The sequence below is a fragment of the Pseudomonas xionganensis genome, assembly GCF_009763245.1.
GTDB lineage: Bacteria > Pseudomonadota > Gammaproteobacteria > Pseudomonadales > Pseudomonadaceae > Aquipseudomonas > Aquipseudomonas xionganensis.
In genome coordinates this window covers 1,852,049-1,867,410 of the sequence record NZ_WKJZ01000001.1, presented here as the reverse complement: position 1 = coordinate 1,867,410, position 15,362 = coordinate 1,852,049, and the positions used below count along the sequence as shown (strand labels likewise).

18 protein-coding genes are annotated in these 15,362 nt (G+C 62.3%); 1 reads left to right on the top strand and 17 read right to left on the bottom strand.

All coding sequences use genetic code 11. The features are described 5' to 3' along the window. Positions 1–227: 227 nt before the first annotated feature. The 4 genes from GJV18_RS08765 to GJV18_RS18860 form a co-directional block, all read right to left on the bottom strand. Positions 228–1,064: an IclR family transcriptional regulator domain-containing protein gene (locus GJV18_RS08765; protein WP_160344519.1), complete on the bottom strand. Its 837-nt coding sequence runs from the start codon at positions 1,062–1,064 to the stop codon at positions 228–230. Positions 1,065–1,301: 237 nt separating this feature from the next. Next, the gene (locus GJV18_RS08760; RefSeq protein WP_160344518.1) at positions 1,302–1,592 is read right to left on the bottom strand and encodes a carboxypeptidase-like regulatory domain-containing protein; all 291 of its coding nucleotides are present in this window, start codon (positions 1,590–1,592) and stop codon (positions 1,302–1,304) included. Between the two features lie 361 nt (positions 1,593–1,953). Next, positions 1,954–2,163, bottom strand: coding sequence for a carbon storage regulator (locus tag GJV18_RS08755; protein WP_160344516.1), 210 nt, complete (start codon positions 2,161–2,163; stop codon positions 1,954–1,956). Positions 2,164–2,199: 36 nt separating this feature from the next. Beyond that, on the bottom strand, positions 2,200–2,556 hold the full coding sequence (locus GJV18_RS18860) for a lysis system i-spanin subunit Rz (RefSeq protein ID WP_407692353.1): 357 nt from the start codon (positions 2,554–2,556) through the stop codon (positions 2,200–2,202). Between GJV18_RS18860 and GJV18_RS18645 the strand changes: the two genes are divergently transcribed. Beyond that, positions 2,473–2,763: a hypothetical protein gene (locus GJV18_RS18645; protein WP_233280084.1), complete on the top strand. Its 291-nt coding sequence runs from the start codon at positions 2,473–2,475 to the stop codon at positions 2,761–2,763. The two genes, GJV18_RS18860 and GJV18_RS18645, sit on opposite strands and share 84 nt — an antisense overlap. Here the strand turns inward: GJV18_RS18645 and GJV18_RS08745 are convergent. From GJV18_RS08745 to GJV18_RS08685, 13 genes are all read right to left on the bottom strand, one after another. After that, entirely contained in the window at positions 2,730–3,263 is a 534-nt protein-coding gene (locus GJV18_RS08745) for a hypothetical protein (RefSeq protein WP_160344512.1), read from the bottom strand. The two genes, GJV18_RS18645 and GJV18_RS08745, sit on opposite strands and share 34 nt — an antisense overlap. 46 nt (positions 3,264–3,309) lie before the next feature. Beyond that, positions 3,310–3,978 (bottom strand): hypothetical protein, encoded by a 669-nt coding sequence (locus tag GJV18_RS08740; protein WP_160344510.1) that lies wholly within the window; start codon positions 3,976–3,978, stop codon positions 3,310–3,312. Further along, the gene (locus GJV18_RS08735) at positions 3,975–5,309 is read right to left on the bottom strand and encodes a collagen-like domain-containing protein (RefSeq protein WP_160344508.1); all 1,335 of its coding nucleotides are present in this window, start codon (positions 5,307–5,309) and stop codon (positions 3,975–3,977) included. Before GJV18_RS08735 ends, GJV18_RS08740 begins: the two co-directional genes overlap by 4 nt. Positions 5,310–5,319: 10 nt before the next feature. Next, the gene (locus GJV18_RS08730; RefSeq protein WP_160344506.1) at positions 5,320–7,215 is read right to left on the bottom strand and encodes a hypothetical protein; all 1,896 of its coding nucleotides are present in this window, start codon (positions 7,213–7,215) and stop codon (positions 5,320–5,322) included. Continuing rightward, a complete protein-coding gene (locus tag GJV18_RS08725) occupies positions 7,212–7,676 on the bottom strand; it encodes a hypothetical protein (protein ID WP_160344504.1) in 465 nt (154 codons plus the stop codon). The genes GJV18_RS08730 and GJV18_RS08725 overlap by 4 nt, the downstream gene beginning before the upstream one ends. Positions 7,677–7,678: 2 nt before the next feature. Next, positions 7,679–9,370, bottom strand: a complete 1,692-nt coding sequence (locus tag GJV18_RS08720) for a hypothetical protein (protein WP_160344502.1) — start codon at positions 9,368–9,370, stop codon at positions 7,679–7,681. Next, a complete protein-coding gene (locus tag GJV18_RS08715) occupies positions 9,371–9,871 on the bottom strand; it encodes a hypothetical protein (protein WP_160344500.1) in 501 nt (166 codons plus the stop codon). A 61-nt stretch (positions 9,872–9,932) separates the two neighbouring features. After that, positions 9,933–12,656: a tape measure protein gene (locus GJV18_RS08710; protein ID WP_160344498.1), complete on the bottom strand. Its 2,724-nt coding sequence runs from the start codon at positions 12,654–12,656 to the stop codon at positions 9,933–9,935. Between the two features lie 101 nt (positions 12,657–12,757). After that, positions 12,758–13,060, bottom strand: coding sequence for a hypothetical protein (locus GJV18_RS08705; protein WP_160344496.1), 303 nt, complete (start codon positions 13,058–13,060; stop codon positions 12,758–12,760). 615 nt (positions 13,061–13,675) lie between these two features. Next, positions 13,676–14,419, bottom strand: a complete 744-nt coding sequence (locus GJV18_RS08700; protein ID WP_160344494.1) for a phage tail tube protein — start codon at positions 14,417–14,419, stop codon at positions 13,676–13,678. After that, positions 14,412–14,591 (bottom strand): DUF7210 family protein, encoded by a 180-nt coding sequence (locus GJV18_RS08695; protein WP_160344492.1) that lies wholly within the window; start codon positions 14,589–14,591, stop codon positions 14,412–14,414. Before GJV18_RS08695 ends, GJV18_RS08700 begins: the two co-directional genes overlap by 8 nt. 6 nt (positions 14,592–14,597) lie before the next feature. Next, entirely contained in the window at positions 14,598–15,062 is a 465-nt protein-coding gene (locus GJV18_RS08690) for a hypothetical protein (RefSeq protein ID WP_160344491.1), read from the bottom strand. Continuing rightward, positions 15,059–15,361: a head-tail joining protein gene (locus GJV18_RS08685; protein ID WP_160344489.1), complete on the bottom strand. Its 303-nt coding sequence runs from the start codon at positions 15,359–15,361 to the stop codon at positions 15,059–15,061. The genes GJV18_RS08690 and GJV18_RS08685 overlap by 4 nt, the downstream gene beginning before the upstream one ends. Position 15,362: the final 1 nt, after the last annotated feature.

Sequence of the window (15,362 nt, the reverse complement as noted above, 5' to 3'; positions counted from 1 at the left end):
CCTTACGACCATCCGATAATCGAACGCTTTAGAAGGCCGTTGAAAAACGTAAGCGAGGCAGCCAGTGCAAGGCAAAAACAGGCGAAAAAGTGGAGTTTACGTGCTGTAAATGAGCATTTGTTCGCTTCGCTCACCCCTTCGGGGCCGTGCTAAAGCACGTTCAGCCTTCGGCTGTGAGCCTGTTTTTAACGCAGCAATGGCAACGCAGGTAGTTTTTCAACAGCCTGTCAACCAATCTGCTGACCCAATTCCTGACTGGCCGCCAACAGCTGCGGCAGAAAACGCTTCTGCAGTTCCGCACAACTGCTGCGCGCCGCATGGCTGCTGACATTCAGCGCCGCCAACACCTGCCCCGAGGCATCGCGCACCGGTACTGCCAGGGAGCGCAGGCCCGGCTCCAGTTCCTGATCGACCAGGCACCAGCCCTGGGCCCGCACCTGCTGCAGGCACTCCCAGAGCGCCTCGGGCGTGTGCAGGGTGCGGCTGGTCTTGGCCTGCAACTCGGCGCCCTGCAGGTACTCGGCCAGGCTCTCGTCATCCAGCGCCGCCAGCAACACCCGGCCCATGGAAGTGCAGTAGGCCGGCAGCCGGCTGCCCACGCTCAGATCCACCGAAATCAGGCGCTGCGGCACCGCCGAGCGGCAGATATAGAGCACCTCGCTGCCTTCCAGGGTGGCCAGGTTGCAAGCCTCGTGCAGCTGCTCGCTAAGGCAATCGAGAATCGGCTGGGCAGTCACTGCCATGGGCGTCGACGACAGATAGGCATGGCCCAGGGTCAGCACCTTGGGCAGCAGGCTGTAGGTGGTGCCCTCGCAGCGGGCATAGCCCAGCTGCATCAGGGTATAGAGGCAGCGACGCACCGCCGCCCGGGGAATCCCGGTGCGGTGGCTGACCTGGGCGATGGTCAGGTGCCGCTTGCGCTCCTTGAACGCCTGAATCACCGCCAGCCCCCGGGCCAGGGAGCTCATAAAATTGGGATCCCCGGCAAAACCGTCAATCCGCTCGGCAGGTGACGCCACCGGCGCAGGCGGCAGAGAGGAAAAGCGCTGAGGGGTATCGGTCATGGAGGCGGCCCTGGCAGAGATAGGCCGATTATCGAACAGATGGGCGATTTGTGCACTTGCCCGACCTTAGCTCATCAAGTCCACCTGCAGGCAATCCCTTACCGATCTTGCCGGCCTGAAAAACAAAAACCCCAGAAGCCAAGGCTTCTGGGGTTTTTCTATATGACTGGAAAATACTTTCAGGACGCGTGCGCTTGAGGCGTTCCAACCTGAATAGCTGGCACGCCCATCAGACAACTACTGGCGGGGGGTCAGCTCGATATCGTGGATCTGATCTCGACCTACGCTCTTGGTGTAGATGTTGTAGCCAGGTGCATTAACAAAAATCACATGCTGGGGAATGAACGGGCCTGTCACGCTATAGGCCCCCATAGCATTCGTAGTAGCGCTGACATTGTTAATGGTCACTGAAGCTGACGATATGGGATTACCTGTCGGCTTGTCTCGCACCACTCCGCTGATAGTCATGCACCCACCGAGGGTAGCGATCAGAGGAAGGGTTAAGAACAGGTGTTTCAGGTTCTTCATACGACTCATCCTTGGCTTTAAATTGCGCTAATCATTAGCACTTTGCCATCGTCTGTCCACACCTAGAACGGACTTTCGACACTTCTTCGACACCTTGCATGCCGCAGACAGCATAAGCCCCGTAACCCATTGAATTACGGGGCTTTTTAATATGGCGGGAAGATAGGGATTTGAACCCTAGGTACCCTCGCGGATACAACGGATTTCGAATCCGCTTGCCGCTCTTTTCCGACAACTGGCAAAACATTAAAATCCAATAAAATCAATGCTTTGACTATAGCACCCCATAGCAGCATTCAGCATCATTGGGGGCACTCACTGTCCCAGAATTGTCCCACGATCCTGGCGCATTGGTCAGCTTTTAAGGCTGCTCGATCAGCTCACTCCGCACGATGTTCAAATCACGCGGCGCATCGAATGAGATACGAACCTGCCGCCCAAGCAGGCCGACAACATGAACCTCGATGCCGTCACCGGTCAGGCTCTGCAATAAGCGTTCGGGGTTGCCGTCACCGGCAAGGCGCAGGAAGAAGGATTCGCCGGGGCGGCGCGATATGATGAGGTGTCCCATTGGGGTACCGTCCTTGGTCAGTTAGTTGCTGGGCAACTATAGACCATCGGGAGGGTTTGCAACTTCACGCACCCACGCCTGCAACGCCGTCAACCGCGCACGGCACTGATCGGCGCGGGCGGTTACTCGGATAACACCTGCTGCAGTTGCTGGGTGTAGGTCTGCTCGGGCTCCGGCTGCATCATCCACGCCGGCGGCTGAGGGGGCGGCAGGCAGGCTACTGGCACAGGTTGCAGGGTTGACGCGGACTGACAACCGGCTGCGAGCAGCAGCAAGGTCAGCAGACAACTGGTCAGCAGCGGCCTGGGCATGGGTGATCTCCTGTTGATGGGTGGTGTCGAGTTCGGCCAGGCGCTGCTCCAGGGCCAGGCGCTGGGTTTGCTGGGTTTGCAACTGGCTGGCGGCGGCGCGGGCGATCTCGCCGAGGGTGTGCTGGTGGGCTGCCTCGGCCTGGGCCAGCTGTTTGCCCAGGCGCCATCCGTTGGCCTGCCACCCTGCCCACCCGGCGAGCGCCAGAGCCGAGATAGCCAGCAGGGCCAGGGCCGCGGCGCGGTATTGAGCGGGAATCATGCGCGCACCTCATCCATGGCCTTGGCGTAGTTGAGGCCCCACTTGCGGCGCAGGGCCTGTCGTTGGGCGGGGGTGCCGCGCTCCCAGGCACCTGGGCGCCAGTTGTGCAGGTAGTACTGCCAGGCGCCTTCCACGTCGCCAAGGGCGGGCAGCGGGTTGCGGTCTGTCCAGTACAGCAGGCGGGCCAGGGCGGCATCGAGCACATCGCATTGGCTGGGCAACGCGTCGAAAATGCCATCGAGCGTGGGCACCACGCCCAGCTTGGCGCATACGGTGAACACATGCGGCCGACTGGCCGGGTGGCGCAGCACGCCGGCCACACCGCCGCCGCGCTCAAACTGGAAGATGCCCCGGGCCGGGCCGCACTTGCCGGGGCGCACTGGCAGCTGGCACTGCTCGCGGTTGGGCGCCTCCTGCAGGTGGGTGGTGAGCAGCAGCACCTCAACAGCCGGGCGATGCTCAGACATGCGCCCAGGCAATAGCGCGAGCGCAGGCGCTATGGCCTGGGCCCGTATTTCGGTCAGGGTCATGGGGTGCTCCAGATAGGAAAAAGCCCGCGAAGGGCGGGCGCATGGCTTAGGCGGCAGGTCTAACAGCCAGGGTGCGGCCGGTATACCCCGCCGTGTTTGAAACAGAAAAAGTAGCGGGGTCCAGCGTCTCCACTTCTTGGCTATCAGCGCACATGGCCGTTGAGATGTTTGAGCTGGTTGTTCCGCTTCTGGCATGGAGCTGGTTGTTTGGCAGCGGATAACTACTAACCGTTGAGCCATATGCCTGAATGTAAGTGGCGATCCACAGTGTTTTGGCCGCACCCCAGGATGGGGTCAAAGGCGTCGGGTTAGGCGAACCGCTACCAGTAGATGTAGCATTTTCTACCGCCCCCTGGTGGGTGCCGGCCTCTATGACGATTACTACTGCTGCACAATACTGCGGCGGAAGCCCAGGGGTAATTGTCAGCGTGCCGCCACCGGCGACCACTTTCGTAAAGACAAAGCTGGGCGCATTTGCGTTGCCATTACCTATAAGTAAATCCCATCCGGTGTCATCAAGGGATGGCGGGAAAGAGGCGGATGCGCGCTGCCCAAAAACGACAATAACCAGGTCGCCCGCGCTAGCAGAATAGTTAAGCGTGAGCGTTTCATCTGCACCGGTTGAGGCTACGGCCTGGGCGTTGCGGATAACTGGAAAAGCCGCTGGCGCCCCACCCCCATGCCGCCGCTGGGCCAAAATACCTGGGATCATCATGCTGCCACCAGTCGGCCGATCAGGCTCCAGTCGTCATTACCATCGCGCACAGCTGTGACCGAAGACACTGGGCCATCTGTTACGTTGGTGTCGCTTGAGTGTGTCGTCACGCTGAATCCATCACCGGTAATCGTTACCGCGCCCGCTCCAATCTGCCGGACATGAAACATCGGCAGGATGCCGGCAATCGCCCAGCTCTCGGTGGCCTCTGCGCCGATGGTGAGGGTGATGGGGGTGGCGCTGTCGCAGATCAGCCAGTGGCCGGCATCGGCTGGGGTGACTGCGCCGCTGGCGGTGATGGTGCGCGAGGGCAGACCCTCGATCAGCGCTGCGGGTCCTTGTGGCCCCTGAGGGCCCTCCGGGCCGGTTGGCCCTGTTTCCCCTTGGATACCCTGAACACCCTGGGGGCCTTGCGGGCCGACCAGGCTGGCGAGCCAGGCGGCCTCATCACCCACAAAGCCGCCAGCCACCGCCACTGCATAAGCACTTGCGCCGTCAGCGCCGTCTGCACCCGGTGCGCCCTGCTGGCCGGCGGGGCCCTCTGGGCCTTGAGGGCCTGCAGGTCCCTGGATCTGGCCGGCATTAACCCAAGCAGTGCCAGACCAAACCCAGAGATCACCTGCAATCAAATACCCTTCGCCTGGGTTACCAGTGGCAGGCAGTTCGGCTTGGCTTGCCAAGGTGCCGAGGATGTTGAGGCCGGCACCAGGGTCGCCTTGAGGGCCTGTGGCCCCGGTGTCGCCTTGGATACCCTGCACGCCTTGCGGGCCTTGCGGCCCGACCAGGCTGGCGAGCCAGGTAGCCTCATCACCCACAAAGCCGCCGGCCACCGCCACTGCATAAGCACTTGCGCCGTCTGGGCCTACAGGGCCTTGCGGGCCTTGAGGGCCTTGAGGCCCCACTAAGCTTGCGAGCCAGGCGGCCTCATCACCCACAAAGCCGCCAGCGACTGCAACGGCATAAGCGCTGGCGCCATCAGGGCCAGTGGGACCTTCTGGGCCTTGCGGCCCTACCGCACCGCGCAAATCCTCCAGCGTACCCTTGGTCACGCGCAAGCTGATGCCCTCCCCGGCTTCCCAGTCGAGCGCGGTGGTGCCCTCTTGGCCGCGCTCTACGGTCAGCACGCCGCCGGTAATGGCGGTGATGTGCACCACTTCCCAGGCCGTTTCGGCGCCCTCCACTACCCGGGCCAGGGTGGCAGCGTAGTGGTCGCCCGGGGTGAGTGTGCCCAGCAGGGCGGCTTTGGCGGGCTCGATGGTTAACTCGGGGGCGGCCGCAGCCGCTGGTAGCGCCAGGGTGGCGCTCCAGTTGTTGAGGAACTGTTGTGTCATGGCAAAACCCTTAGAGGTAGTAAAGCCGCATGGCTACCGGGTTATCGGGGAGTGATGGCCGCACGTCGCTCGGCACCAGGTCTTCGGCCTTGGGGTCGTAGTGCGCTGCAAAGTCGCGGAGCTGGTAGATAGAGGGCGCTGGGGTCGGGTTGGGGTGGCGGTCTGCGATGCTGATTGAGGCAATAGCGGTGTCGTTGATCTGCACTGCACCCGTTTCCGAGCAGTTACCCCAGCGGATATGGGCTGAGTGGTTGGTTTGCGGGCGGGCATCAACCGCCCAGGCCTGGTCGTTTACGCCCAGGCCGCTGCTGTTTTTGTTGTAAATCTCGCGCACGGCAAACGAAACCGACTGTGGCCGAGTGAGCGTGGTGCCCAGTGGAGGGTTAAGGCCGCGCACGGCCGGGGCGCTGCGCACGTTTGAGTCCACCGTTACACCGTTTACCTTGAGGGTGGTTTCCCACTCCGTTGTACCGGTGACGATGTTGGTGCTAAAGGCCGAACCATTAACCGATATCGGTAGGTTGAAGTAGCGCCCCAGCGGGCCATTCGGGTCGGTTGAGCCGCCGCCGAGTATTGACCTATCCGCGGTTGTAATCCGGGAGTTGCGGGTGATGAGCGACCTGTATTCGATGTGGTCCACCACCACACCGCCGGCCTTGAACTTCATTTCGCCGGTTACCAGGCTCTCACCACTCACGTTAGCGCCTATATCGACGATGCCACCACCAAAGATGTTGCCTCCATCATCTACCCGGTATTCACCCTCTATGCTGCCGCTTGCGGTTAGGTCGCTCCAGCTCTGTGTCACATAGCCCTGCCAGGTTACGTCGCAGGTAAGCTCTGCAATGCTGCCGTCTGGCCTGAACGCCAGGTTAATAAGGCGGCCGATGTTCTCTGAGCTGTACTCACGTTCGTGCACACTGGTTATGGGCGGCGTGGGTGGCGCGGCGGGGCCTGAGAAGGTGCACGTCACATCAAACCGGCCTGGGGCCACCTCGGTTTGGGTAAAGGTGGTGGTGGCAAACACTACCAGGGCGTCACCGGCCAGCTCCGGCCCAAGGGGCACCTCGGTATAGTCGCCCAGGGTCGCCTCGCGGCTTTTGTGCACGGTGAGGGTGGCCGCCATGCTGCCGGGCTCGTCGCCGGTAATGTCCAGCAGCAGCCAGCCCACGGGGCAGTCCGCCAGCGAGGCGCCAGCAGTGCTGGCGTAGAGGGCCAGCAACGCCTGGCGGCCATCGGGCTTGATGCTGTGCAGGGTGACCACCAATTCATCACTCAATGGGCCCACGCCATCAAACTGTGGCACGGTGCTGTGCCGCTGCTGCAGATCGGCGCAGGTGGCGGTGATTTCCACCGGGTCCACTGCCCGCCCGTTGCGCTCGAATACGGCGAAGGGCCGCACCTGCAGCGTTACGGTAAAGGGGGCGTTGCGGTCGGTGATGATGCTGTTGTGGAACACCTGGCCGATATGCCACACGGCGCCACGGGCCACCGGCAGCGGCCAGCCGTCCAGCCACACGCAGCCGTAGCTTTGGTGGTAGCCGCTGAGCACGGCGTAATCGCGCCAGCCCTTGCCCTGCTGATGCTCGGCATCGAGCTCTTCGGGGGTGAAGGGCAGCGGCGGCGCATCGGGCACTTGAATCAGGTGCGTGTAGGTGGCCAGCAGGCTGCCCTTGCGCACGTTCTCAAACTCAACGGCGTGCTGGAGCAGCTGCTCGGCCTGGAGCGGGAACGGTGGGATAGAGCCCGACACGCTGTAGTCATCATCCAGCGGCAGCTTATGGGCGCCAACCGTGAGGTAGGCAAAGTCGTATTGCGGGTCGCTACTGAACACGCCGGGTTGGTAAACCCCGTTTAGGGTGACGCCCCACAGCTGCAGTTTATCCAGGGGTGTGCGACCGATCACTCAGGCACCTCGGCATAGTTGATTGCAACTGCAGCGCCATCGGCATCGGTGAATTTTGCTTGCTTGATGGCGGCCAGCTTGAAGGTCATCAGCCCATCGGATGAGTACAGGTTGATGCTGGGCCAGTAGTCCCGATCCGGCACCACCTGCCCGCCCTCGGTGCGGGTCACCTCTGTCAGCGGGCTGGCGATTCCGCCCCCGCCGGGCGTGGTGGCGGGCGGGGCTTTGTAGTTGCCCTGGCCGCTGGTGGGCGGCAGGGCGCCGAGCGGCGTAACGGGCCGCAGGGTGCGACGCGGGGCCGGTTGCTGCACCAGGCGGTTGAGGTCTTCCACCACGGCGGTGCCGCGGCGCTCGGCCTCCAGGCGTTTGCCGATGGCTTTGCGCTCATCCCCGGCCGTGGCCTGCCGGCTGGCAGTGATGCCGTCACGGATGGCGCGGCGTTGCTCTGCAAGGGTGGGCATGGTTACAGCTCCAGCAGATCGTTGGGGATGGCCACGCTGTAGGTGGCTGCAATCGGCACCGGCAGTTCGTCGCGCTGCTCGGCCGGGATCTCATCTACGGTGAGCTTGAACCGGCGCGGGTAGCGGATGGGGTCGGCGATATCGCTGCTGCCGTAGTTGCCGGCAAAGCCGGGCAGGTCTTCGTCGTACTCCGGCACACCGCTGCGCCCGCCCAGTTGAGTGGGCAGGCTGGTGGGCGATATGCCCGGCGGCTGGGGCTCGTCTACCGAGGCAGGCGGTACCAGGGCGTCATTTACGGCGCCACCGCCGCGCATCACGGCCAGCTCCAGGGTGGTGATGGCCGTGCCGCCGCTGTGGTCGTACACATCGCGCACCCGGGTGACGCGGCCCTGGGCGGCAATGCCTTGGTCATCCAGCTGCAGGGTGTGGGTCAGGTCAATGCCCGCCGCCATCGGCGTGGGCAGGCTCAGGCTGATGCGGGTGGCGCGGTGGGCGTCCACCAGCTGGGCCAGGGCCTGGCGCAGCAGCACGGCGAAGAACGCCTGCCGGCGGGTTTCGTCGCGGCTGTCGGTGTGGCCGTTGAGGCCGCTGTCAAACGGCGTGCTGCCCCAGGTTTCGGCCTGGGCGCTCTCCACCTCAAAAGCACCCCCTACCCTGGCCACTACAGGCCCGGCCTGGGCAATGCTGGCGGGCGCTTCAACGGTGAGGGTGTAGCGCTCGGTGATGCTCTGCACCCAGCGGCGCCCGGTGCGGAACTGGGCGCCCAGGAGCAGGTCGGTGAAGTTGTTTACCCAGGGCTGGCCGGTTAGGCATGGGTCTATATCGCTGGGCGGCAGCAGATCCCAGCTCGGGTCTTTGAGCAGCTGGCTGCCGGTGGAGCTCACCGCATCCTCGATCATCTCGATGGTGGGCAACTCTTTGTTATCCGGGAAGTACCAGCCGCAGAAGCCACCGCCCACCCAGCTCCAGCTCTCGTTCTTTTGCCGTAGACGGCTGTAGCGGTAGTCCGCTTCGATGACCACATGGTTGGTGAGGCGGCTGAGGTCGGGCAGCTGCAGGCTCACGCTGCCGTCCAGCGTGGTGCCGGGGCCGAACACATAGTGCGGGGTGGCCATGGCGTACCAGCTGCTCACGCGCAACTCACCGGTTGGCGAGCAGTCGAGGCTGGCCGTGCGTGTGCTCATGCGCTCCAGGGCGTAATCCCAGCGCGAGCGGCCTTCTACCGGTTCAAACACATCGGCCGACCAGAAGCCGCCGGTGAGCGCGTCGATCTCGGCCACGCTCAGGGCCTCAACGCGCTGCTGCAGGTTGTCGCTCAGCTCGCAGGCCAGAATGCGGTTGGCGGCGTCCCAGCTGGGCGCGAGGATCTGGCCGGTGTAGCGGCGCTCCTCATGCGTGACGCCTTCGGTGGTCCAGATAAAATCGAGGGTGACGCTGCGCCCTACCCAATCGCTGGGCACCACAGGGCCGGGCGGCAGGTACAGCTCCAGCCCGCCCACACCAGCCGCCCCGCCTTCGCGGTCGGTATCGGTCACGCCCAGCACCTGGTCGCTCAGATCCACACCTCCAACGGTCACCCGCAGGCGCCAGCGGTAGCTGATGCCCGCCACCACATACTCGGGCTCAGGGGCTGCTACTGCGCCGGACGCGCCATTGATCGGCGCGCTGTTGATTGGTCCGCCGTTGATGAGCATTTAGGTTTCCACCCAACTGAATTCCCAGCCGTGAAGGCCTGACTGGCTCTTACGAGGGCGCGTGGCTTTAACCTGATAAACAGGCATCCACCAAACCTGATAAAGAGTGGCCCCAGGTACCGGGGTTACGGTGGCGACACGCTCCAGCGTGCTGCAGGGGGTCGCGTGCCACTGTCCGTTAACCAGGGCGAAGGCCCAGGGGGCCTTATCTGGACGCGGGGTGCTAGTGAGGTTGAAAACCAGCCCCGTGCTTTGCGCGCTACTCACCTGGGTGCTGTGGAATTCGTGGTGGGCACTAAAATCCAGGCCGTCCAGGCCGGGCGGCATAAACCCTCGGGCACTGACCGTTCCTGCGGCCTTCTTCCAGCGTGACATGGTGACCAGATCACCATTACTCAGGCGCATACTCGCTTCGCCACCGATCTCCTCGTCACCTAACTCAAGTGCGCCGGCATGGAGCGGAATCTCGATGCCGCCGAGCACCAGTGGGGGTCGCTGCATGGGGCAAACTCCGGGCGTTAAAAAGCCCGCACTGGGCGGGCTGGGTTATGGGTGGGGCTGATTACTTCTGCGTGCGGCCATGCTTGGCGGCCAGACGCTGAAGGCTTAGCGCGCCGTCCTTGGTGGTGTACACATCAACCTGATCGCCGCCGCCGAAGTCGAACGCAAACTTACCCATGTACGGCAAGTCAGGCTTATCCAGCTGCTGCTGCAGCGCCGGGGCCAGCGGCGGGATGCTGGGCAAGGCCCGCGAGGCGGTTACCAGGCCGCCTTCGGCATAGCCCCGGAAGCGGGACTGCAGGGAGCGCATGGTGTTCTGGAAGCCATAACGCCGAATACGCTCAAGAAAGCTGAGCGCCCCTGGCTCGTTGACCACTTCTTTGGGCTGCACGTGCTCATCGGCATGGACAATGCCCGCCGGCTGATACTTGCTGCCTGGGCCCGTCCAGCCACCGCGGGCAAAGCCGTCTGCGCTTGGAAGATTTGGCACAAACTCATAACCCTCTGCATCCAGCTCGCCACGCTTTGGCATTACGGCCGTAACCGGAATGGTGAGAATGATTCCAGCCTTCTCTGCAAGCTTGCGCAACTGATCAAGCAGCGCCTGCTCATCCTCTGCACTGAGGGTTGCGCTGACCTTGACGTTTTTCAGCTCTTCAAGCGCCTGCTTTGTTTCGGCGGCCGCCTCTTTTGCGCGCCCCAGCGCCGCCTCGGCATCCTTCACCGATCGCTGATCGGCGGACTGCTCGATCTGTTGCAGCTCCTTGATAAAGCCAGCAAAGCCGTAGGTGTTCTCGCCGGCGCGCGCCAGCTCATCCAGCACAGCCAGCGCCGCCTGCGCCTGACGTTTTGCGCCCTCTATGTCGCCCTCTTGCAAAGCATTACGGGCCGCCACTTTTAGGGCTTGGGCCTGGCCATAATCAGCCGCACCTGTGGCGCCAGAATTAAGCCTGGCCAACGCTTCCTGGTAGCGCTTCTGGGTATCAAGTTGGGCTTGCTTGGCTTTCTCCAAGCCCCGGGCTGCGTCACGCTCAGCGTCTACCTGGGCATCAAGGCGTTCCTTGGTGTCCTTAATCTGCTGATCAAGAATGGCTTTGCCATCGTCCGCTGCCTTTTTCTGGATACCTCTAACCTTGGCCTGATGAGCAGCAAGGCGCTCCGCGCGAAAGTCGTAGACCTTCACCTCTTCCTCGGCAGCCGCTTTCAAACGATCAGAGAAAGTCTGAATGCCGGCCATCGCCATCAAGCGCTCACTGGTGCTGAGGACAAGATTCATGGTCGGCACCAGCTTCGCCATTTCCAGGCCGAGGCTAGCCAGGGCCGGGCCAGCCTTATCCTTTGAGCCGGAGGCCAATCCATCCACCACAAAAGTGAGCGTATTGATTGTTTCAATAAGGCGCCCCGATATACCGGTGAACTCGTCAAACTTGCCGAGCGCGCCCTGCAGGCTGTTGGTGAGCTTAATGACGGCACCACCAAAGGTATCAGGCAGGGTGGCAGCCTCTTCTGTCAGCTTTGATAGCTGCCCGATCAGCGCGTCGCTGATAACGTCCGCAGTCAACTGACCCTCTGCCGCCATGGCGCGCAGCGCGCCAACATTGACACCCAGGCCATCGGCCAGCGCCCTCAGAAGCCGAGGCGAGCTTTCTGCAAGGGTGTTGAATTCTTCCCCGCGCAGCACGCCAGAACCAAGCGCCTGACTGAACTGCTGGATAGTGGATGCTGTTTCCTGGGCTGTGGCGCCGCTAATCCGGAGCGACTTGGTAACCGCATCAATGATTTTGACTGCATCACCTTGGCCTCTGCCAACATCGCGCAGGGCAGGTGTAAGGCGCGAATAAAGGGTGACAACATCCTCAAGTGGCGCCTGGTTTTCTTGAGCAATTTTGAAGGTTGCGGCTTGTGCTCGGGCGAACTCTTCCTGGCTTTCGGTAGCCAGCTTCAACTGCGCCTCCATCTTCTTGATGGGGTCAACTGCTGAGGCGTACTGCACAGCTATAGCCGCCGCACCGGCCACTCCGGCTGCCGCACCAGCGCCGGCGCCAATACGGCCACCTACCAGCGCGCCAATACCGCCATCAGACGAAGCGCCAGAAAGAGACTGCAGCTCGGTCTTACTCTCACGAATCCGCTCAGTTAACTGCCGCTGAGCCACCGCCAGTTCCTGGGCGGTCAGCTTTCCGCTGCGCCGGAGCTGATCGTATTGCTGGGTTGCCAGCTTGATCTCAGCTTGCAGCGCCCGAAAACGATTGACGCCCAAATTGTCGCGGGCGGCCTCAGCGTTTGCTTGGCGTTGGGCTATAGCTTGCTGCTTTAGAGCGGCGGCCCGCTCACGAATACTGCGGGCGGCGGCATCCTGGCGCCCCGCCTGCAGGGCCTTGCTCATTTCAGAGGCGAGCCGACGCTGCTCAGCAGCAAGCCGAGTAGTGTCAACACCGGCGCCCGCCAATTCGGAGCGCAAGCGCTTCAGCTGGTTTGCCTGTAACGCCTCGGCCCGCTCAAGCCTTTGCAGCTCCTTGGTTGCTTCCTTGAAGCTTTCTTTCAAACGGGCAGTTGGGCTGTCGGTATTGATCAGTTCACGCTGAAGCTCAAGCAGCCTCTGGCGCGCTTTGCGCACCTGCTGGCCAGTTTCCTCAAGGCCAGCCTCAAGCTCGCGCGTACCCTTAACTTGGCGCAAGGGCTTCTCAACCGCCTTCACCAGCTCCTGGTATTCCTTTCGGAACCCCGTGACCTCTTTGCTAGCCTGGGTAAGGTCGGCCGTAAGGCGCAGCTCAACGTCGCTCATAACTTAGCCCTTGAGGGATTGCTTGAATAAAGACCATGGGTACTGCAAAACCTGGTGGTGACCAAGCCTGACCAGAGCGCAAACGTTTTGATCAAGCCCCGCTAAGACGCTCTCCCGGCTGCATCCAGGCGCGCCAGCATCTTGAAAAAATCCGGGTTTGCCTCCTGGCAGGCCTCCACAACCGACTGCAGCTGGCTCGGGCGCAGCTCGGCGATCTGCTCTGCAGTGAGATTGGTCATGCGCGGCAGGTCAGCCAATCGCACCTGTTCAAACAAAAAATCACCAACAACCTCGCCATCACCCGCGCTGCCGATCAGGCCACGCAACTGGCCAACCGTCAGCTCACGACACACCACATCAAGCTCGCCTATACGGCGAACCACTACCGCTCCCATCTCACTCATACGTTCTCCGGGCAATAAAAAACCCGCCGAAGCGGGTTTGGTTGAACGGTGTTATTAGCACGCGACAGGCACTTTGATAATTTCTGAGCTGCCAACGCGCTGGCCGGCAGAGTTTACGTAAGACCTAGACACCCTTTTCTCGACAACTTTAATGCATGGCTGGTTTGCCGGCCGAGCCACACCTGGCGCCGCCCCTTGTGGTTGAGCAGGCGGCGCGACAGGCGCCGCTTTTGGCTGCTCTCCAACCACAACAAAAGACTGCCCCTTTGACTTTACAGGCTTAGGCTTGTTCGGGTCGGCCAGCTGTACAGGCTCAGATGAGCCGGATGGGGCGGCGTTCTTGGCGCTTACAACGCCTGCCAGCCCGGAATCCCCGGGGCAATTTGCATTTTGCACAAATGTCACTTTGCCTGCCGCATCAACACACTTCATTACGGAGGCAGCGTTAACCTGGAGCGCAGACAGCGCTGCAAAGAGAACGATCAGATATCGCAGCATGTGGAGTCCCTCCCAATAGATGATGAAGAGACTCTAGCCGATCAGCACCAACACGGAAACCCAGCCGATACCAGGCTCGCCGTAATCAATGGGTAGAGCCATCCATGGCCCGCTTGCTTAAGCCACGTCCTTAATGGTCATGTACTGCGAGAGGCCAGTGCCCTGCTTGGTCTGGTCCTTCTCGGCCTTGGCGGTGAATTCCATGCCCTGGAACTCGTCACCGATCAGGCTCATGGACGCCGGGGAGTGGTTCACGCGGAAGACCTCGATCACCATCGGCTTGCCGGAGCGCACTTCGTTAAGGCCCAGGAACTTTAGGCGGAAGCGCTTACCGCTGGCCACCAGGGCCTGCACCGAGGCGTGGGCGGAATAGCTGTAGTTGACCTCTACGGCCAGGCCGGCCCCAGTGACCGCGCCACCTTCCAGAATCTCCGGGTAGCCAGCGGCGTTGATGATGTAGTCAGTATCCAGCACCAGGGCAGCACCGCCACCTGCAGGGGTGATGACTACGGACGAGGCACCCGGGTAGCGCAGGTCAACCAGGGCGCCGGGGTACACGGTGTGTTCTTCACCGGTGACGGTGCCAGCGGCTTGCTCGGTGCTGATTCCGTACACCGCGCGGGCGATGTTGTCGGCTTTGAAGTGCCGAGCGTTGTAGGTGATGTTGAGCGCCTGAATGCGCAGCACCGATGCATCGAGGCCGCCACCGGGGGTGGTGTAGTCCTGCTCCTCGATCTCTTGGGTTTGCGCCTCATAGCTGAAGCTGTTGCAGTTGCCGATATGGATCAGGCCCTTGGGGTTGTCCAGATCCTCCAGGTAGATCTTGCCGGTACCGAGGTACGCGCCGCGTAAATCAGCCATTGCTCTGTTCCTCTTGTTTGCCGATTACGCCCTGGGCTTGCAGCCAGGCCTTTTGCTCGGCGGTGACGGTGATGGTTTGGCCGGGCTGACAATCGGCGCCGGCATGCTTGTGAGGTTTTTGCAGGACGACAGAGATCGTCCCGCCCTTGCTCGGGGTAGGTGCTTTGCTCATGCGGGATCAGCCTTGCCGGGAAATAACGGCGGTCAGTTGGATGGGGATCAGTACGGTGGAGGCGGTTTGCCCGTCACCAGGCGGGAACACTTCTGGCGCGCCGATCTTTAACCCGGTGCAGCCCTTGGGCAGCCAAGGAACATGGACGCCCTCTTCCGTGAGGAGGCAGGTCAGCAGGTCGGTTTCCAGCGCCTCAAGACCGGCCTCGTAGTTTTCCAGGCCAGCCTCTACGGCCCCTACCACGGAGAAGCCCAGGAACGCCTTGATAGCCTCACCACCATCAACTGGCGGCGCTGGCGCCTTGGCCCGCTGCAACACAATGAGACCAGTACCAATGGGCTGGTCCTTGATGACCTCGTTGAACCAGCCCGACAGCACGTTGCCGCCCGCATCGGTCAGGTAGCCGCCGGCCACCTGGATACTCTGCAGGCGGGCAACAACGGCCTGGCGAACTTCGGTGATTAAGGTCATGGCTGCACCATGCAGGCGGCGGTGATCATGTGGCCGTCATCCGTGATGGTTTCTTCGACCACATAGGCTTCATCGCCAAAGGCAAACACCCCGCCCCGCTGCGCGGCCGCAAGCTGGGCCTTGCGCCAGGTGATGCCAACCGCATCGCTGCGGAAGACACCCTCCGGCCCGTTCTGCATGAGGTTGTGGTCAATAATGACCTCAACCCCAGACACCACCGCCCCACCAGCGGGGGCGGTGTACTGGGCGGCGCCGTCTTTCAGGTGCGCGACCACGCGGCTGTGCATGCGGTCGCGCATG

Excerpts from the sequence above, each read along its gene's own strand:
- GJV18_RS08765 (WP_160344519.1), bottom strand. The coding sequence starts at position 1,064 with ATGACCGATACCCCTCAGCGCTTTTCCTCTCTGCCGCCTGCGCCGGTG.
- GJV18_RS08760 (WP_160344518.1), bottom strand. The coding sequence starts at position 1,592 with ATGAAGAACCTGAAACACCTGTTCTTAACCCTTCCTCTGATCGCTACC.
- GJV18_RS08755 (WP_160344516.1), bottom strand. The coding sequence starts at position 2,163 with ATGGGACACCTCATCATATCGCGCCGCCCCGGCGAATCCTTCTTCCTG.
- GJV18_RS18645 (WP_233280084.1), top strand. The coding sequence starts at position 2,473 with ATGGGTGATCTCCTGTTGATGGGTGGTGTCGAGTTCGGCCAGGCGCTG.
- GJV18_RS08745 (WP_160344512.1), bottom strand. The coding sequence starts at position 3,263 with ATGACCCTGACCGAAATACGGGCCCAGGCCATAGCGCCTGCGCTCGCG.
- GJV18_RS08740 (WP_160344510.1), bottom strand. The coding sequence starts at position 3,978 with ATGATGATCCCAGGTATTTTGGCCCAGCGGCGGCATGGGGGTGGGGCG.
- GJV18_RS08735 (WP_160344508.1), bottom strand. The coding sequence starts at position 5,309 with ATGACACAACAGTTCCTCAACAACTGGAGCGCCACCCTGGCGCTACCA.
- GJV18_RS08725 (WP_160344504.1), bottom strand. The coding sequence starts at position 7,676 with ATGCCCACCCTTGCAGAGCAACGCCGCGCCATCCGTGACGGCATCACT.
- GJV18_RS08720 (WP_160344502.1), bottom strand. The coding sequence starts at position 9,370 with ATGCTCATCAACGGCGGACCAATCAACAGCGCGCCGATCAATGGCGCG.
- GJV18_RS08715 (WP_160344500.1), bottom strand. The coding sequence starts at position 9,871 with ATGCAGCGACCCCCACTGGTGCTCGGCGGCATCGAGATTCCGCTCCAT.
- GJV18_RS08710 (WP_160344498.1), bottom strand. The coding sequence starts at position 12,656 with ATGAGCGACGTTGAGCTGCGCCTTACGGCCGACCTTACCCAGGCTAGC.
- GJV18_RS08705 (WP_160344496.1), bottom strand. The coding sequence starts at position 13,060 with ATGAGTGAGATGGGAGCGGTAGTGGTTCGCCGTATAGGCGAGCTTGAT.
- GJV18_RS08700 (WP_160344494.1), bottom strand. The coding sequence starts at position 14,419 with ATGGCTGATTTACGCGGCGCGTACCTCGGTACCGGCAAGATCTACCTG.
- GJV18_RS08695 (WP_160344492.1), bottom strand. The coding sequence starts at position 14,591 with ATGAGCAAAGCACCTACCCCGAGCAAGGGCGGGACGATCTCTGTCGTC.
- GJV18_RS08690 (WP_160344491.1), bottom strand. The coding sequence starts at position 15,062 with ATGACCTTAATCACCGAAGTTCGCCAGGCCGTTGTTGCCCGCCTGCAG.
- GJV18_RS08685 (WP_160344489.1), bottom strand. The coding sequence starts at position 15,361 with ATGCGCGACCGCATGCACAGCCGCGTGGTCGCGCACCTGAAAGACGGC.